The 15,925-nt window shown below is 65.7% G+C and carries 13 protein-coding genes; 6 read left to right on the forward strand and 7 right to left on the reverse strand.

What is annotated here, in order from left to right; translation table 11 throughout:
- Nucleotides 1–102 precede the first annotated feature (102 nt).
- Genes F8O09_RS09065 through F8O09_RS09075 form a run of 3 tightly spaced genes read right to left on the reverse strand, consistent with a single transcriptional unit; the run spans nt 103 to nt 3,138 of the window.
- Entirely contained in the window at nt 103–1,230 is a 1,128-nt protein-coding gene (locus F8O09_RS09065) for an Mrp/NBP35 family ATP-binding protein (protein WP_158055064.1), read from the reverse strand.
- Nucleotides 1,230–1,892 (reverse strand): DUF1003 domain-containing protein, encoded by a 663-nt coding sequence (locus tag F8O09_RS09070; RefSeq protein WP_158055065.1) that lies wholly within the window; start codon nt 1,890–1,892, stop codon nt 1,230–1,232. Before F8O09_RS09070 ends, F8O09_RS09065 begins: the two co-directional genes overlap by 1 nt.
- Entirely contained in the window at nt 1,870–3,138 is a 1,269-nt protein-coding gene (locus tag F8O09_RS09075) for a magnesium transporter MgtE N-terminal domain-containing protein (RefSeq protein WP_158031904.1), read from the reverse strand. Before F8O09_RS09075 ends, F8O09_RS09070 begins: the two co-directional genes overlap by 23 nt.
- A 65-nt stretch (nt 3,139–3,203) precedes the next feature.
- Between F8O09_RS09075 and F8O09_RS09080 the strand changes: the two genes are divergently transcribed.
- Nucleotides 3,204–3,734, forward strand: coding sequence for a general stress protein (locus tag F8O09_RS09080; protein WP_192497639.1), 531 nt, complete (start codon nt 3,204–3,206; stop codon nt 3,732–3,734).
- A gap of 78 nt (nt 3,735–3,812) precedes the next feature.
- Here F8O09_RS09080 and F8O09_RS09085 read toward each other — a convergent pair whose 3' ends face one another.
- Nucleotides 3,813–5,276 carry an aminopeptidase P family protein gene (locus F8O09_RS09085; protein WP_158055067.1) on the reverse strand — a complete coding sequence of 488 codons (1,464 nt, stop codon included), beginning with the start codon at nt 5,274–5,276 and terminating at the stop codon, nt 3,813–3,815.
- 92 nt (nt 5,277–5,368) lie between these two features.
- Here F8O09_RS09085 and F8O09_RS09090 point away from each other — a divergent pair, with 92 nt between their 5' ends.
- Nucleotides 5,369–6,262 carry a PHP domain-containing protein gene (locus F8O09_RS09090; protein ID WP_158055068.1) on the forward strand — a complete coding sequence of 298 codons (894 nt, stop codon included), beginning with the start codon at nt 5,369–5,371 and terminating at the stop codon, nt 6,260–6,262.
- On the opposite strand, the gene efeB is transcribed toward F8O09_RS09090, so the two are convergent.
- The 3 genes from efeB to efeU all read right to left on the reverse strand — a co-directional run bounded on the left by efeB (nt 6,241) and on the right by efeU (nt 10,696).
- Entirely contained in the window at nt 6,241–7,575 is a 1,335-nt protein-coding gene (efeB, locus tag F8O09_RS09095; RefSeq protein ID WP_158055069.1) for an iron uptake transporter deferrochelatase/peroxidase subunit, read from the reverse strand. The two genes, F8O09_RS09090 and efeB, sit on opposite strands and share 22 nt — an antisense overlap.
- Nucleotides 7,576–7,769: 194 nt before the next feature.
- The gene (gene efeO, locus F8O09_RS09100) at nt 7,770–8,993 is read right to left on the reverse strand and encodes an iron uptake system protein EfeO (RefSeq protein WP_158031909.1); all 1,224 of its coding nucleotides are present in this window, start codon (nt 8,991–8,993) and stop codon (nt 7,770–7,772) included.
- 71 nt (nt 8,994–9,064) lie between these two features.
- Nucleotides 9,065–10,696, reverse strand: coding sequence for an iron uptake transporter permease EfeU (efeU, locus tag F8O09_RS09105; protein ID WP_192497640.1), 1,632 nt, complete (start codon nt 10,694–10,696; stop codon nt 9,065–9,067).
- A gap of 351 nt (nt 10,697–11,047) precedes the next feature.
- On the opposite strand from efeU, the gene F8O09_RS09110 reads away from it, so the two are divergent.
- The 4 genes from F8O09_RS09110 (at nt 11,048) to F8O09_RS09125 (ending at nt 15,561) form a co-directional block, all read left to right on the forward strand.
- Nucleotides 11,048–12,403, forward strand: coding sequence for a PIG-L family deacetylase (locus F8O09_RS09110; protein WP_192497641.1), 1,356 nt, complete (start codon nt 11,048–11,050; stop codon nt 12,401–12,403).
- Nucleotides 12,404–12,519: 116 nt separating this feature from the next.
- Nucleotides 12,520–12,846, forward strand: coding sequence for a ferredoxin (gene fdxA, locus F8O09_RS09115; RefSeq protein WP_158031912.1), 327 nt, complete (start codon nt 12,520–12,522; stop codon nt 12,844–12,846).
- Between the two features lie 3 nt (nt 12,847–12,849).
- Nucleotides 12,850–13,956, forward strand: coding sequence for a succinyldiaminopimelate transaminase (gene dapC / locus F8O09_RS09120; protein WP_158055072.1), 1,107 nt, complete (start codon nt 12,850–12,852; stop codon nt 13,954–13,956).
- 318 nt (nt 13,957–14,274) lie between these two features.
- The gene (locus F8O09_RS09125; RefSeq protein WP_192496819.1) at nt 14,275–15,561 is read left to right on the forward strand and encodes a citrate synthase; all 1,287 of its coding nucleotides are present in this window, start codon (nt 14,275–14,277) and stop codon (nt 15,559–15,561) included.
- The last annotated feature ends 364 nt before the right edge of the window (nt 15,562–15,925 follow it).

Here is a 15,925-nt window from a genome sequence, read left to right on the forward strand (position 1 = left end):
ACGCAATTCAGTGGTCGGCGTGCATGCTGATCACACTGCGCACTGGCCATTCGTCGTGCCAGAAGAGATGCCCTGTCCCGTGCGCACAGAATCACGCCCTCGTCATCCGACGCTGAGCGGCAGCTGCCGACCCTGCAGGCCGCGAGGTCGCTCGACGAGCCTGGTTGCCAGGGCGTGCAGAGCCTGAGCCGCCGGGTCTTCCGGAGCCGTCAGCACGACCGGCTGCCCGATGTCGGCGCCGGCACGCACCGGAATGCTCATCGGAATCTGCCCCAGCAGCGGCACGGGGCGTTCGAGATCTTGACTGAGCTCGTCGGCGGCACGCCGACCCCCGCCCGAGCCGAAGACCTCGATGCGCTCATCGCCCTGCTGCAGCCACGACATGTTCTCGACGACGCCAGCCACTTTCTGTCCCAGCTGTCCAGCGAGCAGTCCGGCTCGCACGGCGACCTCGGAGGCGGCCTCTTGGGGCGTGGTCACGACGACCACCTCGGCGTTTGGCAGCAGCTGCCCGGCCGTCAACGCGACGTCGCCGGTGCCCGGCGGCAGGTCGAGCAGCAGCACGTCGAGATCGCCGAAGTGCACGTCGGTCAGAAACTGCTGAAGCGTGCGCTGCAGCATCGGTCCACGCCACGAGACGGCTTTGCCCGCCCCCACGAACATGCCGATCGAGATCGCCTTCACCCCATGGCCGATCGGCGGCAGCATCAGCTCGTCGAGCTTGGTCGGGCCGGTCGTTATGCCGAGCTGGCCGGGAATCGAGAATCCGTAGACGTCAGCGTCGAGCACCCCGACGTCGAGCCCCCGAGCCGCAAGGTCGGCCGCAAGGTTGGCGGTGATGGTCGACTTGCCGACGCCTCCCTTGCCGCTGGTGACCGCGATGACCCGGGTGAGGGTGCCTTCGCCGAAGGGATTGCCGCGGTGCCCCTGCCGCAATGAGGCGAGCAGCGCCCGCCGCTGCTCGTCGCTCATGACTTCGAGGGTGACTTTGGCGTTGCCTGCGCCCACGACGCTTTCGAGCGCTTCGATGACGTCATGCTCGATGCGCTGCGAGGCCGGGCAACCCGTGATCGTGAGCCGCACCAGCGCTTCAGCGCGACCGTCGACGAGCGTCGCCTGCTCGATCATGCCCAGGTCGACGAGCGGCCGACGAAGCTCTGGATCGTGCACGCGCGAAAGCGCTGCCTCCAAAGCAGGGTCGATGCGCTTCGACGTCTGATCGGGCAGCATCAGCGCTGTTCCTGCGCCTGCCCGTCGACCGCCTGGTTCAGAGGTGCGGCCGTCGCTGCGTGACCGTCGCGGTGAGCACCGACGGATGCCTCAGCGGCCGATGAGGCGATGCCCTCGCCCGCCTGTCGCGGTGTCATCTCGCCGCGCAGCTCCTGGATGGTGGCAGTCAGATCTTCGAGCTGCTCGCGCAGCTCATCACGCACGAACCGCTCGCTGGCGAGCTCGCTGACGGCAAGACGCAGCGCAACCACCTCACGAGCCAGATACTCGGTGTCGGCCAGGTTGCGCTCCGCGCGCTGGCGATCCTGCTCGATCTGCACACGGTCGCGATCGTCCTGTCGGTTCTGCGCCAGAAGCAGCAGCGGAGCCGAGTACGAGGCCTGCAGACTCAGCACCAGCGTCAGGGCGATGTACCCCATCGCCGCCGAGTCGAAGCGCAGGTCTTCGGGGCCGATCGTGTTCCAAGTGATCCAAAGGATGATGAACACGCTCATACCGAGCAGGAAGGCTGGCGTGCCCATCGCACGCGCGAACGATTCAGTGAACCGGCCGAAGGTGTCGGCGCTGCCGAACTCGACAGGATCCTTGCGCTTCCACAGTCGCACGCGACGTGCCTGTGGTGCGTTCAGCAGTCCGTGATCACTGCTCGGCTGTTTCGCCATCATCGTTCACCTCCCCGACTCGGTGCCGCCAGTCTTCAGGCAGCAGGTTGTCCAGTACGTCGTCAACAGTCACCACGCCGAGCAGGCGTCGGTTGCCGTCGACGACGGGAATCGACGTCAGATTGTACGCGGCAAGATTTCGCGCGACCTCAAGTGCCGACGTCTCAGGGGACATCGGCTCGATGTCGTCGTCGACCAGGGTGCCGAGACGCTCATGCGGAGGATACCGCAGCATCCGCTGAAAGTGCACCATGCCGATGTAGCGACCCGTCGGCGCCTCGTAGGGCGGCAGCGTGACCCAGATCGCGGCCGCCAGAGCGGGTGCGATCTCATGTCGGCGGATCAGTGCCAGCCCCTCGGCCACAGTCGTGTCGGCAGAGCAGATCACCGGCTCGGTGGTCATCAGACCACCGGCGGTGTCGGGGGCGTAGCGCAGCAGCATACGCACGTCAGAGGCCTCTTCGGGCTCCATCAGCTGCAGCAGCTTCTCTTTGCGCTCTGGAGCGATCTCGGCGACGAGGTCGGCGGCGTCGTCAGGCTGCATGTGGTCGAGCACCTCGGCGAAACGAATGTCATCGATGGTGCGCACGAGTTCGGCCTGGTCGTTGCGACCAAGCTCTTCGAGCGCGTCGGCGAGACGTTCGTTCGACAGGTTCTCGATGACCTCTTCACGCCGACGGTCGGGCAGCTCCATCAGCGAGCTCGCCAGGTCTGGGGCCTGCAGCTCCTGGAACGAGGCGAGCAGGTGGGTGGTGTCCTGCTCGACGCCCTCACGGTGGATCTCTTCGGTCTCATCCCAAGGCACGAGCACGGTCTCGCCACGCGAGAACGGCGATGCGTTCGTCTTCGGCTTGCGCATGAAGGCGTCGGCGATCACCCACTCACCCGTGCTCAGCTTCTCGATGCTGACGTCTTCGATGCGTCCGGTCTGCTGCGAATCGCGCAGGCGCACGGTTCGGCCGAAGATCTCAGCGAGGATGCGCGTCTCACCGGCGCGCTGCTCGAAGCGGCGCAGGTTGATCAGCCCAGTGGTGATGATGGCCCCGGAGACGATGCCGGTGACCCGAGCGATTCGCAGGAAGACTCGTCTGCGCCCGGGAACCTCGACCAACAGGCCGACGACCACAGGAGGCCCCACGGTGCGATAGGTGACGACCACGTCACGTGTGCGGCCCACTCGGTCACCGGCAGGGTCGAACACCCCGCTGCCGATGATGCGGGAGACAAAGATCTTGGGTGACGTCACACGCAAATGGTACGCCGTGCACCCAGCCCAGTGCGACAATCCGGCGTGAGTGCGACAATGAGGTCATGGGCAATGGACTAAATTCTGCCGGGCAGACCAACCCGCACATGTTTCCGACGCTTCCGACTGGCACGACCGTCGCGGAGTACAAGACGTATCGCGAAGCGGTCGCCGCCGTCGACCAGCTGGTCGAGAAAGAGTTCCCCGTCGAGAAGGTGAGCGTCGTGGGCAACGACCTGCACAGCATCGAGCGCATCACCACCGGACTGAGCTACCCGAAGGCGGCTCTCAGCGGGCTGGTCAGCGGGTTGTGGTTCGGCTTGTTCCTCGGACTGATCATGCTGATCTGGACGCCGAACAACGGGATGAACTACCTCTTCGCCGCTCTCGCACTGGGCGCCGGGTTCGGCATCATCTCGGGCATCGTGACGTATGCGCTGACCCGCCGCTACAAGAACTACCAGTCGACCACCGCGGTCGTGGCGAGCGCGTATGCGGTGGTCACCGATCCGTCGGTCGCCGGGCAGGCCCAGCGCATCCTCGGTACCACGCCGTCGCTCGGGGATCCGACCCCGCCGCGCGCACCGCAGATCTGAGCCGCGTGCCTCCCGCGCAGGAGTGAGACGAGAAGAATCCTGTCTGCACGCACGTGCGAGAGGCCGCCGCTCCGCCGATCACTCCGACGTCTCGGGTGACGCGCACCACTCCTCGACCTCGTCGGCCGTGCGCGGGAAAGCGGCGGTCAGCGACTCCACGCCGTCGTCGGTCACGAGCACGTCGTCTTCGATGCGCACCCCGATGCCGCGAAAGTCCTCGGGAATCGTCAGGTCGTCGGCCTGGAAGTACAGCCCCGGTTCGATCGTGAACACCATGCCGGGCTCGAGCAGAGCATCCTGATACATCTCACGACGGGCCTGGGCGCAGTCGTGCACGTCGAGCCCCAAATGGTGGCTGGTGCCGTGCACCATGAATCGGCGATGCAGCTGCCATTCCGTGTCGAGCGTCTGCTCCAGCGGAATCGGCAGCAGCCCCCATTCGCTGGTCTTGCGAGCGATCACTTCGAGCGCAGCATTGTGCACGTCGCGAAAACGCACACCGGGACGAGCCACCGCGAACGCCGCATCGGCCGCCTCTCGCACCGCCTCGTACACCTCACGCTGTCGTGCGGAGAACCGCCCGGACACCGGAACCGTTCGAGTGACGTCGGCCGTATACAGGCTGTCGACCTCGACGCCCGCGTCGATCAGAATCAGCTGGCCGTCCTGCACCGCGCCGTCGTTGTCGGTCCAGTGCAGATAGCACGCGTGATCTCCCGCAGCAGCGATGGTGTCGTAGCCGACATCGTTGCCGAGCTCGCGAGCGCGCGCCCAGAACGTCCCTTCCACGACACGTTCGCCTCGCGGGTGCCCGCTGATCTCCGGCATCCGTCGCAGGATGTCGTCGAAACCCGCCTTGGAGGCCGCGACCGCCTCGCGAATCTGCGCGATCTCCCAGCTGTCTTTGACCAGACGCAGTTCGCTCGCATCACGTTCGAGCAGGCTGTCGCCAGCGACGTCGTGACGCTCCCCCAAGTCGACGACCGCGGTGTCTGCATTCGCATCGACACCGGCGATCACGGAGACTGGGCCGCTGTGCGCTCCCAAGACCGAAGGCAGTTGGCGGATGTCGGCCGTGCTGACGCCCAGTCGAGCCGCGATCTCGTCGAGACCGGGCCGCGGCCCGTTCCAGAACTCGCCGATGGCGGGGTCGGCATAGAACTCGTCGGTGTCTCGGCCGGCGGGTTTGCGGAAGAGCAGCACTGGCTCGCCATCGCTGTCGACCGGCGGCAGCACGAGCACGGCGCCCGGCACCGCGCCTGCTCCCCAACCCGTCAGATGGGTGAAGGCGCTGTGCGGCCGAAAGCGGAAGTCGGTGTCGTTGCTGCGCACTTTGACGTCGCCAGCGGGAACCACGAGTGTGTGTTCGGGAAGCATCGCATGCAGACGATCGCGACGATCCTCGGCGAACCTGGCCACGACGTCGGTGCCGGGAACCTGCGCCTCTCGATCTGCCCAGCCCTGTGAGATGTAGGTGCGAAAGTGCTCGTTCTTCGGGGTGCGCGAGCGCGCCTCACCCGGCTTCTGTGCTGAATCGCTCATGCTCTCATTCTCGCACCGGTGTCAACAGGCGATCTCACACGCCGCAGAGGCACGTCGGCGATACGAGGCAGCGGCTCACGTACGATGACGACATGGCCCTCTCATTCACTCGCATCGACCTGCACACCCATTCACGGGTGTCTGACGGCACGCAGTCGCCGACCGAGCTGATCGACGAGGCATCGGCTGCCGGCCTCGACTGCCTGGGACTCACCGACCACGACAACACCGACGGCTGGGACGAAGCCGCCTGCGCCGCCGAGCAGGCGGGCATCGGCCTCGTGCGAGGCATGGAGCTGTCGACGATCACCCGCAGCGGCTCGATGCACATGCTCGCCTACCTGTTCGACCCGACGAACCGGGCGCTCACCGAGCTGACCGCAGAGATTCGGGACTCCCGCGAGCACCGCGCCGAACGCATCGTCGCCCGGCTGGCCAAAGACTTCCCCGTCACCTGGGCCGACGTGCTCGCACAGTCAGGCGAGGCGAAGGCGATCGGTCGCCCGCACATCGCCGACGCCCTAGTCGAACGCGGCATCGTCGCAGACCGCACCCAGGCTTTCGACCGAATGCTGCATCCGCGCGCCGGCTACTACGAGCCGTACTTCGCACCCGACCCGGTCGAGGCGATCACGCTGATTCGCGAGGCCGGCGGCGTTCCAGTGGTCGCGCATCCGGCGACGGTCGGGCGCGGCGCCGGGCCCGACGACGACCTCATGCACCGGATGGCCGACGCCGGGCTCGGCGGTCTTGAGGTCTGGCACCGGCTCAATCCGCCGGAGTTCCGCGCACACCTCATGCAGGTCGCGCGCACCTATGACCTCATCGTCACCGGTTCGAGCGACTACCACGGTGCGGGCAAGCCGAACCGACTCGGCGAGAACCTGACGCCGCCCGATCAGCTCGAGCGCATCGTCGAGCAGGCGAACGGTGTGCCGGTGCTGCAGCCCCAGCGCCGAGCGACTCAGCCTTCGAAGAGCTCCTGACCGATGTAGCGCCCCTCTTTCGGCGAGGGCGGAATCGCGAAGATGCCCGACCCGATGTGCGAGATGTACTCGTTCAGCAGGTCTGACGCGCCGAGCCGCCGCTGCAGACGTGCGAAGTGCTCGGGGTCGTTCTGGTACGTGATGAACACGAGGCCGGCGTCGAGCTGCGCATGCGGGTTCAGCCCGTCGGTGTAGTTGTACGACCGCCGCAGCACCTTCACCCCGTCGTTGTTCTCGTGCGCCGCCAGCGCAATGTGCGAGGTCACATCGATGATGCGCTCCCCGTGGTCGTCGGTGGCGGCGAAGTCCGGGTCGTCGAACTCCTTCGACCCGGTCAGCGGAGCGCCCTCGCCCTTCGTGCGCCCGAAGATCGTCTGCTGATCGCCGATGCGGTCGGCGTCCCAAGTCTCGATGCTCATACGAATCTTGCGCACGACCTGATAGGTGCCTCCGGCGAACCAGTCCTGGCCGTCGCCGTCACTCCAGACGAACTTCTCGTAGTCGTCGTCGGTGGTGATGTTGCGCGTGCCGTCTTTGAACCCCATCAGGTTGCGCGGCGTCTGCTGCCCCGGCCCGGCCGACGCGCGCCCGAAGCCCATCTGCGTCCAGTGCGTCTCGACCAGCCCGCGCCCGATGCGCGCGAGGTTGCGCACCGCGTGGTACACGACCTGCGGGTCGTCGGCGCATGCCTGCACGCTGAGGTCGCCGCCGGTGAGCGCCGGGTCGAAGTTGTCGCTCGGCAGAGCCGGCAGATCGGCGAGCAGAGAGGGTCGCTTGTTCTCGAGCCCGAAGCGCCCGGGTGCGAACAGCGACGGGCCGAGCCCGATCGTGACGGTGAGGCTCGCCGGGGCCAGACCGTAGGCCTCGCCGGTGTCTTTGGGCACGCCCTGCTCGCTGGTCGGCTCGACCGACCCGACGGCGTCGCCCTTCTGCAGCAGGCCGGCTGCGGCCGTCCACCGTGCCAGCAGCGTCTGCAGCTGCTGCCTCGAAGTCGTCTTCACATTGAACGTCATGAACATCAGGTAGCGCTGCGGCGGCGTCTGCACGCCTGCCGGATGCGCCTGCCCGTAGAACGGCACCGAATCGTGCAGCTCGATGGTGTCTTTGCCGTCCTGGTTCGTCGTGGCCCAGGTGATGCCGCCTCCGGCGAGCGCACCTCCCACAACGCCGAGTCCGGTGCCGGTCAGCAGCGCACGGCGGCTCACTCCGGCTCGTGGCTTCGCCTCTTCGGCGGATGCCCCCGTCGCCTGCGTCTCAGCGCCTGCGTCGGGTGCGTGGCCGGGTTCGTGGCTCTCTGACTGTTTCTCTGACATCTGTCGTTCTTCCCCTGCTGCGATCTTGCGTGCTGCTGTACTGCCTGCCGCGCGAGAGCGGGGCGTCGGCTCAGTGCCGGCGCCCCGCGTCATCGCGTACTCGATATCTTTCGGCCGTATGGCCGTCGTCATCTGTGCTCGAGCGACTCAGACGACGCTGTGCTCAGCGGTGCTGGTGCACCTCTGGCAGCAGACTACGCGGTGGCGACCTTCTCTGCGATCGAGGCCAGCGCGTCGTGCAGCGGCTGGATGCCCTTGGTGAGCTTCTCAGAGTCGCTCGCCTTCAGCTGCTCGTCGTAGGTCTTGAACCCGCCGAGCGCTGACGGGTCGCGGTAGCCGTCGAGCATCTTCTGCACGTTCTCGAACTCCTGGTCGATGGTCTTCACCAGGTCGGGATCGATCTTGTCGAGGCCGTCGCGCAGCGAAGCGTACGCCTGCTGTGCACCCTCGACGTTGCCTGCGAAGTCGACGAGGTCGATGTGGCTGTAGGCCTCTTCTTCGCCGGTGATCTTCGTGGTCGAGACCTCTTCGAGCAGGTCGGCTGCGCCGTTGGCGAGATCCTCGGGCTTCAGGCCTTCGGTGAAGGTCGGGATGACCTGCGTGTTCAGAATGTCGACGTTCTTGACCAGCTCGGTCGAGAGGGTCTTGGTCTCGGCAGTGATCGCACCGCCCTGCCAGAGGTCGCGCTCGATGGCGTGGAAGCCGTGCCAGCCAGCTGCGTCGTCGAGGTTCGACTCGCGCATGTCGATCAGGTAGTCGAGGTTCTGAGCGTTGTCTTCGGGGTTCTCGTTGCCGGGTACGAGGAACCCGTCGACGGCCGATTCAGCACGCTCGTAGTACGGGCGAGCAGTGGCGTAGGCGGTCTTCGCGCCTTCGACGTCACCGGCCTGCACCTTCGCATCGAGGGCTTTGACCGTCGAGTCCAACTGGGCGACCTGATCTTTGATGTAGCTGCCGTACGCGGGCACACCGGCGTTGAGGACGTCCTGTGCCGAGCCGCTGGGAGCGGCGGCTGCCTCACCGGTCACGGTGAAATCGACATACTCGGTGTCTGCGCCAGGGCAGTAGATGCGGTATTTGCCGCCGTCGAGCGTCGAGGTGAAGCTCACCGGGTCGAGGCCTGGGGCGAGGTTCTCTTTCTCGCCGATGATTTTCTGGTTGAACAGCAGCTCGACTTCGCTGATCGCCGGCGCGCTCTCGTTCTTGACCGTGAAGGTCACGGGGCCGGCAGCGGCCTCGGTGGTGTCGAGCTTGCAGGTGTCTTTGCCGTTGTCACTGGCGAGCGTGACATTGACCTGTGCGGCGCCGCCGGACGACTGTGCCGCATCGCCGCCGTTTGACGAGCACCCTGCCAGGCTGATTCCGGCCAGCACGGCGACGCCGCCGGCGACGAGCACCCGAGTGTGATGCTTCTTCATCTGTGTGTTCCCTCCAACTGTCGCGGATCTCTCCGCTCTCTGATTCTCTGCACGGAGCGCAGAGAAAACCGTCACTTCGCAGCGGCGCCGGTCTCGACCGGTGCGTGGTCACCCTCAGCACCGGCCTGCCGCGCAGGATGAACTCCGGCCTCTGCGTCTTCCGCGATCTGATCTTTGGCCCGACGATGATCGAGCGCGCCCGAGAGCAGCAGACCGGCGGCGACGCTCAGCAGCACGCCGGGAAGCCATCCCCACCACAGAGCACGCTCGGCCGCCTGCTGCTGTGCGTCGACGAGGCGATCAGTCACCGCAGCGACCTCGTCGTCGGGGACGACCCAGCCTGCGCCCAGACCGCCGCTGACGCTGACCGTCTTGGTTCCGCTGATGCCGCCGCCGGCCAGCACCGCGTTCAGCGTGGTGCTCTGCGCGGCGTTGATCAGCGTGCTGCCGCTCGTGCGGGCGCTGTAAGTCTGTCGCTGGCTCCATTGCGCCTCGAAAGGCCCGGGTGTGCGCTCGAAGTTCAGGCCAGACGGCAGCCGACCGCCGTTGCGTCGCTGCAGATCGGCGACCGTGGGGTTCGTCGGCAGATCGCTCGGCGTCGGCGACGACACCGTGGTCTCCCACTGACTCTGCTCCACGCCTCCGACGACGCCGTCAGAGACATGGTGCAGTGTCACGTCGTCCTGCCCGTCGACGGCCAAAGTGATCTGATCGGCGCTTACCTCGGTCAGTCGAACCGAGATGGTCGCCCCCGGTGCCGTACCAGGGCGCTGGGCCTGCAGCGTGTCTCCCATCGCATCCGTGTGCACGCGAGGCACCAGGGCGAACAGCGCCGCCGCCAGCACCACGGCGCCACCGGCCAGCCACATCTTCAGCCGCAGCCGACGGTGCAGCGGCACGGTGTGCGAGTCGGGCCAGAAGTAAATAACCAGTACCGGCAGCAGGTAGGCCAGCCAGGCGAGCACCTCGATCAGACGAGGATCGGTCGGAATGCCGAACATGCCGGTGATGACCGCGCCCAGTACCGAGGTCTTCGGCATCCAGGCCGAGAAGTCGCCGATCTGCTGCTGCCCGATGACGATCCAGCCTGCCTCGTGTGCGGTGCGGAAGACGTTCAGCACCAGACCTGCGGCGATGAAGACGAGGAAGATGCCGGTGATGCGAAAGAACTTGCGCAGGTTCAGACGCAGCCCGCCGACGTAGATCGCGAATCCGATCGCGACGGCCACGAGAATGCCTGCAGCCGCTCCGATGAGCGCGAGGGCCTCGCTCGACTGCGAGGCCTGAATGGCGGCAAGCAGAAAGACAGCGGTCTCGAACCCCTCTTTGACCACGGCGAGAAACGCCATTCCGGCAAGCGCGTATGCGCCGCCCGCGTTCAGCGCGCTCGAGGCGTCGTGCTCGAGGTCGCGCTTCATGCTTTTGGCGTGGTGGTTCATCCACAGAATCATCGTCGTGACGAAGACCACGGCGATGGCCCCGATGACGGTCTCGAGGGCCTCCTGCTGGGCCTGAGGCAGATTCATGGAGAGGGTCTGCAGCAGCACGCCGACGGCGATGCTGAGCAGCACCGCAGCGGTGACGCCGACGATCAGGGGCCTGAGCGGCTTGCCGTTCTTGCGCAGGAACGCAGCGATGATGCCGACGATCAGCGTGGCTTCGAGGCCCTCGCGCAGGCCGATCAAAAACGTGCCGAGAAACACACCGTTCCAATCATCAGATGAAGTGTGGACTCGCCTGACACTAGCACCGGGAGTGACCGTACACACGGGGTTGATCACTATTCGGGAATCCGAATTTCTGGCTCCGGGAAGCCGTACTTTTTTGTCTGTCTCACGCAACCGGGTCCTGTGCGATTGTCGACGCCTGTTGGCGGCCCTCGCTCAGCCGTTCACGCAGGTAGATCGCCTCTGCGGTCGAACGGCGAGACTGCGCCCCCGACGAACGACGCAGCGTTCGGATTCCGCGGCAGAGCCGGCCTTCGGCGGCGGTTTCCCCGCGGTGGGCAGCGAGCCGCTGCCCGTGTGTCGGCGGCTGGTGCCACAATGGTCGGCATGGAGAATTCCGCCAAACGCGTGCTCTTTGTGCACGCGCATCCCGACGACGAGACGCTCTGGAGCGGTGGCACGATCGCCACATATGCCGCCCAGGGCGCTCAGGTCACCGTACTCACCGCGACGCGCGGCGAGCTCGGCGAGGTGATTCCCGAGTCGCTGAAGTACCTCGAACACGATCAGCCCGAGTTCTCAGCGGCACGCGAGGCCGAACTCAGCCAGGCGGTGCGACAGCTTGGGGTCACTGACCATCGATGGCTCGGCGGTCTGCACGCCAAGCCCGCCGACGTCGCGCTGCATCGCTACAGCGACTCGGGCATGCAGTGGGGGCCTGGCGGGGTCGCCGAGCCTGCCGATGACTCCCCCGAGAACGCCTTGGCAAACGCCCCGCTCGATCAGGTCGCCGAAGACATCCAGGCGGTCATCCAACAGGTGCGGCCGCATGCGATCGTCACGTACAACGCCATCGGCGGCTACGGACACCCCGACCATGTCATGGTGCATCGAGCGACCCAGCGCGCCTTCGACGCCGCCCATCTCGACGACGAGGCATGGCATCCGTCGACGCTCTTCGCGGTGCAGCGTCCGCGCAGCGCAGTGCGGCGCGACGCCGCACGCACTCGGGCCAACAGCAGATTCGAGCCACTGCCCCACAGCCGTCAGGTGACGGTGCCCGACCGGCAGATCGACACCAGTGTCGATGTGCGGCCCTTCCACGATCAGATTCGTCGGGCCATGCAGTGCTACCGCACCCAGCTGATCGTCGAAGGCGATTACTACGCTCTTTCGAACGGCACCGGCGGCCCAGTTCCCGGCTTCGAGTACTTCACCGAGATCGGCGGGCGCGCCTACGCGGCGTCGCCAGACGCTCAGCGCGATCTGGTCAACGGCTGGGAGCCGATCAGAAGCGGCCGATCAGAGGTCTATTACAGCCCGCCGACCGGGGCCGTCACGACCGGCAGACGACGCATCGTGCACTCGGTGCTCACGCCGATTCTGCTCATTCTGCTCGGCGTGCTGGTCACGTTCATCACCACTTTCAGTCACAACGCCGTCTGGCGTCCGACAGGTTCTGCCTCGCCGACGATTCCCTACGGTCTCGTCTTCTCGCTGGTCGCGCTGCTCGGCGTCGCTCTGGCGCTGCGACTCGAGCTCGCAGGCCGATGGTCGGCGGCCTGGTATGCCGTCGGCGTCTGGGTGACCATGTTCGTGTTCGCCGCCTCGCCACCGACGCAGGGTGTGATCATCAGCGGCCTCGGCGTCAACGGCTATATCTGGCTCTACGGCGGCATGCTGGCCGTCGCGGTTCTCGCGGTGGCTCCGCTGCCTCACCGCAGCGGCAGCCATTCGAACTGAGGCCGAGAGCGACCAGGCCGTCGGCATCAGCTCGCTGCAGCTGGTGAGGACATCCTCATCGTCTGGCGGCAGCGCCTGGCGGTACACTTGCGGGAAGACTTTCGGAGGCTGATTCTGTGACCTATGTCATCGCACTGCCCTGTGTCGATGTCAAAGACCGCGCCTGCATCGAGGAGTGCCCGGTCGACTGCATCTACGAGGGCGATCGCACCCTGTACATCCACCCAGACGAATGCGTCGACTGCGGTGCCTGCGAACCGGTCTGCCCGGTCGAGGCGATCTACTACGAAGACGACCTGCCCGAAGAATGGTCTGACTACTACCGCATCAACGTCGACTTCTTCCAAGAGCTCGGTTCGCCCGGCGGTGCCGCCAAGGTCGGCCCGACCGGCTACGATCATCCCGCCGTTCGCGATCTGCCGCCGCAGGGTGAGGGCCACTGACGCATGCCACGCAATCTCGTCGCGCAGACTCCGACCTACCCTTGGGAACAGCTGAAGCCGATTCGCGAACGCGCCGCACAGCATCCTGACGGGCCCGTCGATCTCTCGATCGGGTCGCCTGTCGACCCGGTTCCCGACCTTGTGCAGCGCGCACTGGCCGATCACGCCGACACGCCGGGCTACGGCACCGCCGCGGGTTCGCCGGCCCTTCGGGAGGCCATCGCGGGCTGGTACGGCCGCCGCCGAGGGGTGGAGCTCGACACCGACGCGGTCATGCCCACGATCGGCTCGAAAGAGTTCATCGCACAGCTCGCGCTCTGGCTCGGGCTGGGGCCAGATGACGTCGTGGTGCAGCCCGTCGTGCACTACCCCACCTATGCGGTCGGCGCGGATGCGACAGGCGCACGGCTGGTGAGCAGCGACGATCCCGACGAATGGCCGGCTGGCACTCGTCTGATCTGGCTGAACTCCCCCGGCAACCCAGACGGCCGCGTGAACGACGTGCAGCTGCTGCGTCGAGCCGTCGCGCGGGCCCGCGAGCTCGACGCGATCATCGTGCAGGACGAATGCTATGCCGAGCTGGGCTGGGAGGCCCCGTGGGATGCGCACGTGCCCTGCATCCTGGAAGACGCCGTCACCGACGGCGACCTGCACAACGTGCTGTCGATGTACTCCCTCAGCAAGCAGTCCAACATGGCGGGCTACCGTACCGGCATCGTCGCCGGTGACCCGAAGCTCGTGCAGTCGCTGGTCAACCTGCGCAAGCAGTTCGGGCTCTCGCTGCCACGTCCGATCCAGGCCGCGATGACCGCAGCGCTGGACGACGACGAACACGTCCAGGTTCAGAAGGCTGTCTACCGTCGGCGTCGCGAACTGCTGCTGCCCGCGGCACGCACCTGGGGCCTGCAGATCTCTGACAGCACTGCGGGCCTCTACCTGTGGGGCACTCGTGGCGAGGACGGCTGGGACACCATGCGCGCACTCGCTGAGCTGGGTGTCATCGGCGGCCCCGGGCACTTCTACGGTTCGGCCGGCGAGCGGTATGTGCGTCTCGCACTCACGGCGACCGATGCCGCGATCGAGACCGCCGCAGCTCGCCTGTCGCTCTGACCTGCGGGCGGCACCGGCACATCCGCCTGATGCCTCTCGATCACATCGACGGCTGACCGCCGCGAACGCAGCGAACACACGAGACGCGATCGTCACGGTGCGCCGTCGCATGAACTCTTTGCGCTGCTCATATCACGCACACTTTGTGCCTCTCATACAGAGAGCCTTGTGCTGGGCTGACAGTCTTTGGCGAGGTTCTCCGACACCTACCGGCGAATCCCGGGCTCGATTTCATGAACCGACCCGCACCTCGTAGGATTGCGTTTGACCGTGCTACAACGCCGTGACGCCGTCACACATCAGTAAAGGGAGACAGCAGTGAGCGACCGCAACAAAACTGTGAAGCTGATTCATCCGAACGGTGAGACCGAGTTCCCCATCCTTGAGACGACGGCGGGACACGATGCGATCGACTTCACAAAGCTCACCAAGAACACGGGGCTGACGTCGTTCGATCCAGGTTTCGTGAACACCGCCTCGACCAAGTCGAACATCACATTCATCGACGGTGACGAAGGCATCCTGCGCTATCGCGGGTATCCCATCGAGCAGCTTGCCGAGCACTCTAGCTTTCTCGAGGTCGCCTGGCTGCTGATCCACGGAGAGCTGCCCACGCCCGAGGAGCTGACCGACTTCGAGTACCGAGTGATGCATCACAACATGCTGAACGAAGACTTCAAACGCTACTTCGACGTCTTTCCCAAAGAAGCACACCCGATGTCGGTGCTCGCCAGCGCGGTAAGCGCCCTGTCGACCTTCTATCAGGATTCGCTCGACACGCAGGATGCCTACCAAGTCAAGGTCTCGTCGGTGCGTCTGCTCGCGAAGATGCCGGTACTCGCCGCCTATGCACTCAAGCGCAGCCTGGGTCAGCCGCTGATGTACCCCGACAACAAGCTCGGCTACGTCGACAACTTTCTGCGTCTGACCTTCGGCATGCCCACTGAGGAGTACGAGGTCAACCCGGTTGTGAGCCGTGCCCTCGAACGTCTGCTCATTCTGCACGCCGACCATGAGCAGAACGCGTCGACCTCGACCGTTCGCCTCGTCGGCTCGACGCAGGCGAACATCTTCGCCAGCGTGTCGTCAGGCATCAACGCCCTGTTCGGGCCCTTGCACGGCGGAGCGAACGAGGCCGTGCTCACCATGCTGGAGCAGATCCGCGAGTCGGGCATGAGCGTCGGCGACTTCGTCGAGAAGGTCAAGAACAAAGAGTCGGGCATCCGCCTGATGGGCTTCGGCCACCGTGTCTACAAGAACTACGACCCGCGCGCCAAGATCGTCAAGGCCTCGGCAGAGTCAGTGCTCAACGAGCTGGGCGTCCACGACCCGCTGCTCGAGATCGCCACCGAACTCGAAGAGATCGCGCTCAAAGACGACTACTTCCAGTCACGTCGTCTGTACCCGAACATCGACTTCTACACCGGCGTCATTTACAAAGCGATGGGCTTCCCCACGAAGTTCTTCACCGTGCTGTTCGCCATCGGGCGTCTGCCCGGCTGGATCGCGCAGTGGCGCGAGCAGAACGATGACCCGACCACGAAGATCGGTCGCCCGCATCAGCTCTACATGGGCAACGTCGAGCGCAACTATCCCGGCATCTGACCGTCGGCGTTCTGAAGCCCTGGCCTCCAGCTCACACTGGGGTCAGGGCTTTTTGCTGTCTGCTTTGTGCCTTCTGCCCTCTGCCCTCTGCCTTCTGCCGTCTGCCGTCTGCACTCTGCAGTCCGCCTTCTACCCGCTGCTACAGCACCGCTCCGCCAGCCCGTGCACACTTCCGCTAAGATCACACGCATTCTGACAAAACCGTGATCGCACCAGCCAAACCGTGAACATGCCAGCGAAATCGTGACCTCTGGCAACCAGACCCAGACCGCGCAAGCCAAACCGTGACTACCGGCAACCGTGTCGAGGTGACGTGTCGAGCTGGTTTGAGTTCCGGCGGTGTGATCTGCTGCGGTACAAGGCA

Origin of the sequence: Pseudoclavibacter sp. CFCC 11306, assembly GCF_008831235.1 — a bacterium.
Lineage (GTDB): Bacteria > Actinomycetota > Actinomycetes > Actinomycetales > Microbacteriaceae > Pseudoclavibacter_A.

Coding starts and splice junctions, on each gene's coding strand:
- F8O09_RS09065 (WP_158055064.1), bottom strand. CDS start 1,230: ATGCTGCCCGATCAGACGTCGAAGCGCATCGACCCTGCTTTGGAGGCA.
- F8O09_RS09070 (WP_158055065.1), bottom strand. CDS start 1,892: ATGGCGAAACAGCCGAGCAGTGATCACGGACTGCTGAACGCACCACAG.
- F8O09_RS09080 (WP_192497639.1), top strand. CDS start 3,204: ATGGGCAATGGACTAAATTCTGCCGGGCAGACCAACCCGCACATGTTT.
- F8O09_RS09085 (WP_158055067.1), bottom strand. CDS start 5,276: ATGAGCGATTCAGCACAGAAGCCGGGTGAGGCGCGCTCGCGCACCCCG.
- F8O09_RS09090 (WP_158055068.1), top strand. CDS start 5,369: ATGGCCCTCTCATTCACTCGCATCGACCTGCACACCCATTCACGGGTG.
- efeB (WP_158055069.1), bottom strand. CDS start 7,575: ATGTCAGAGAAACAGTCAGAGAGCCACGAACCCGGCCACGCACCCGAC.
- efeO (WP_158031909.1), bottom strand. CDS start 8,993: ATGAAGAAGCATCACACTCGGGTGCTCGTCGCCGGCGGCGTCGCCGTG.
- F8O09_RS09110 (WP_192497641.1), top strand. CDS start 11,048: ATGGAGAATTCCGCCAAACGCGTGCTCTTTGTGCACGCGCATCCCGAC.
- dapC (WP_158055072.1), top strand. CDS start 12,850: ATGCCACGCAATCTCGTCGCGCAGACTCCGACCTACCCTTGGGAACAG.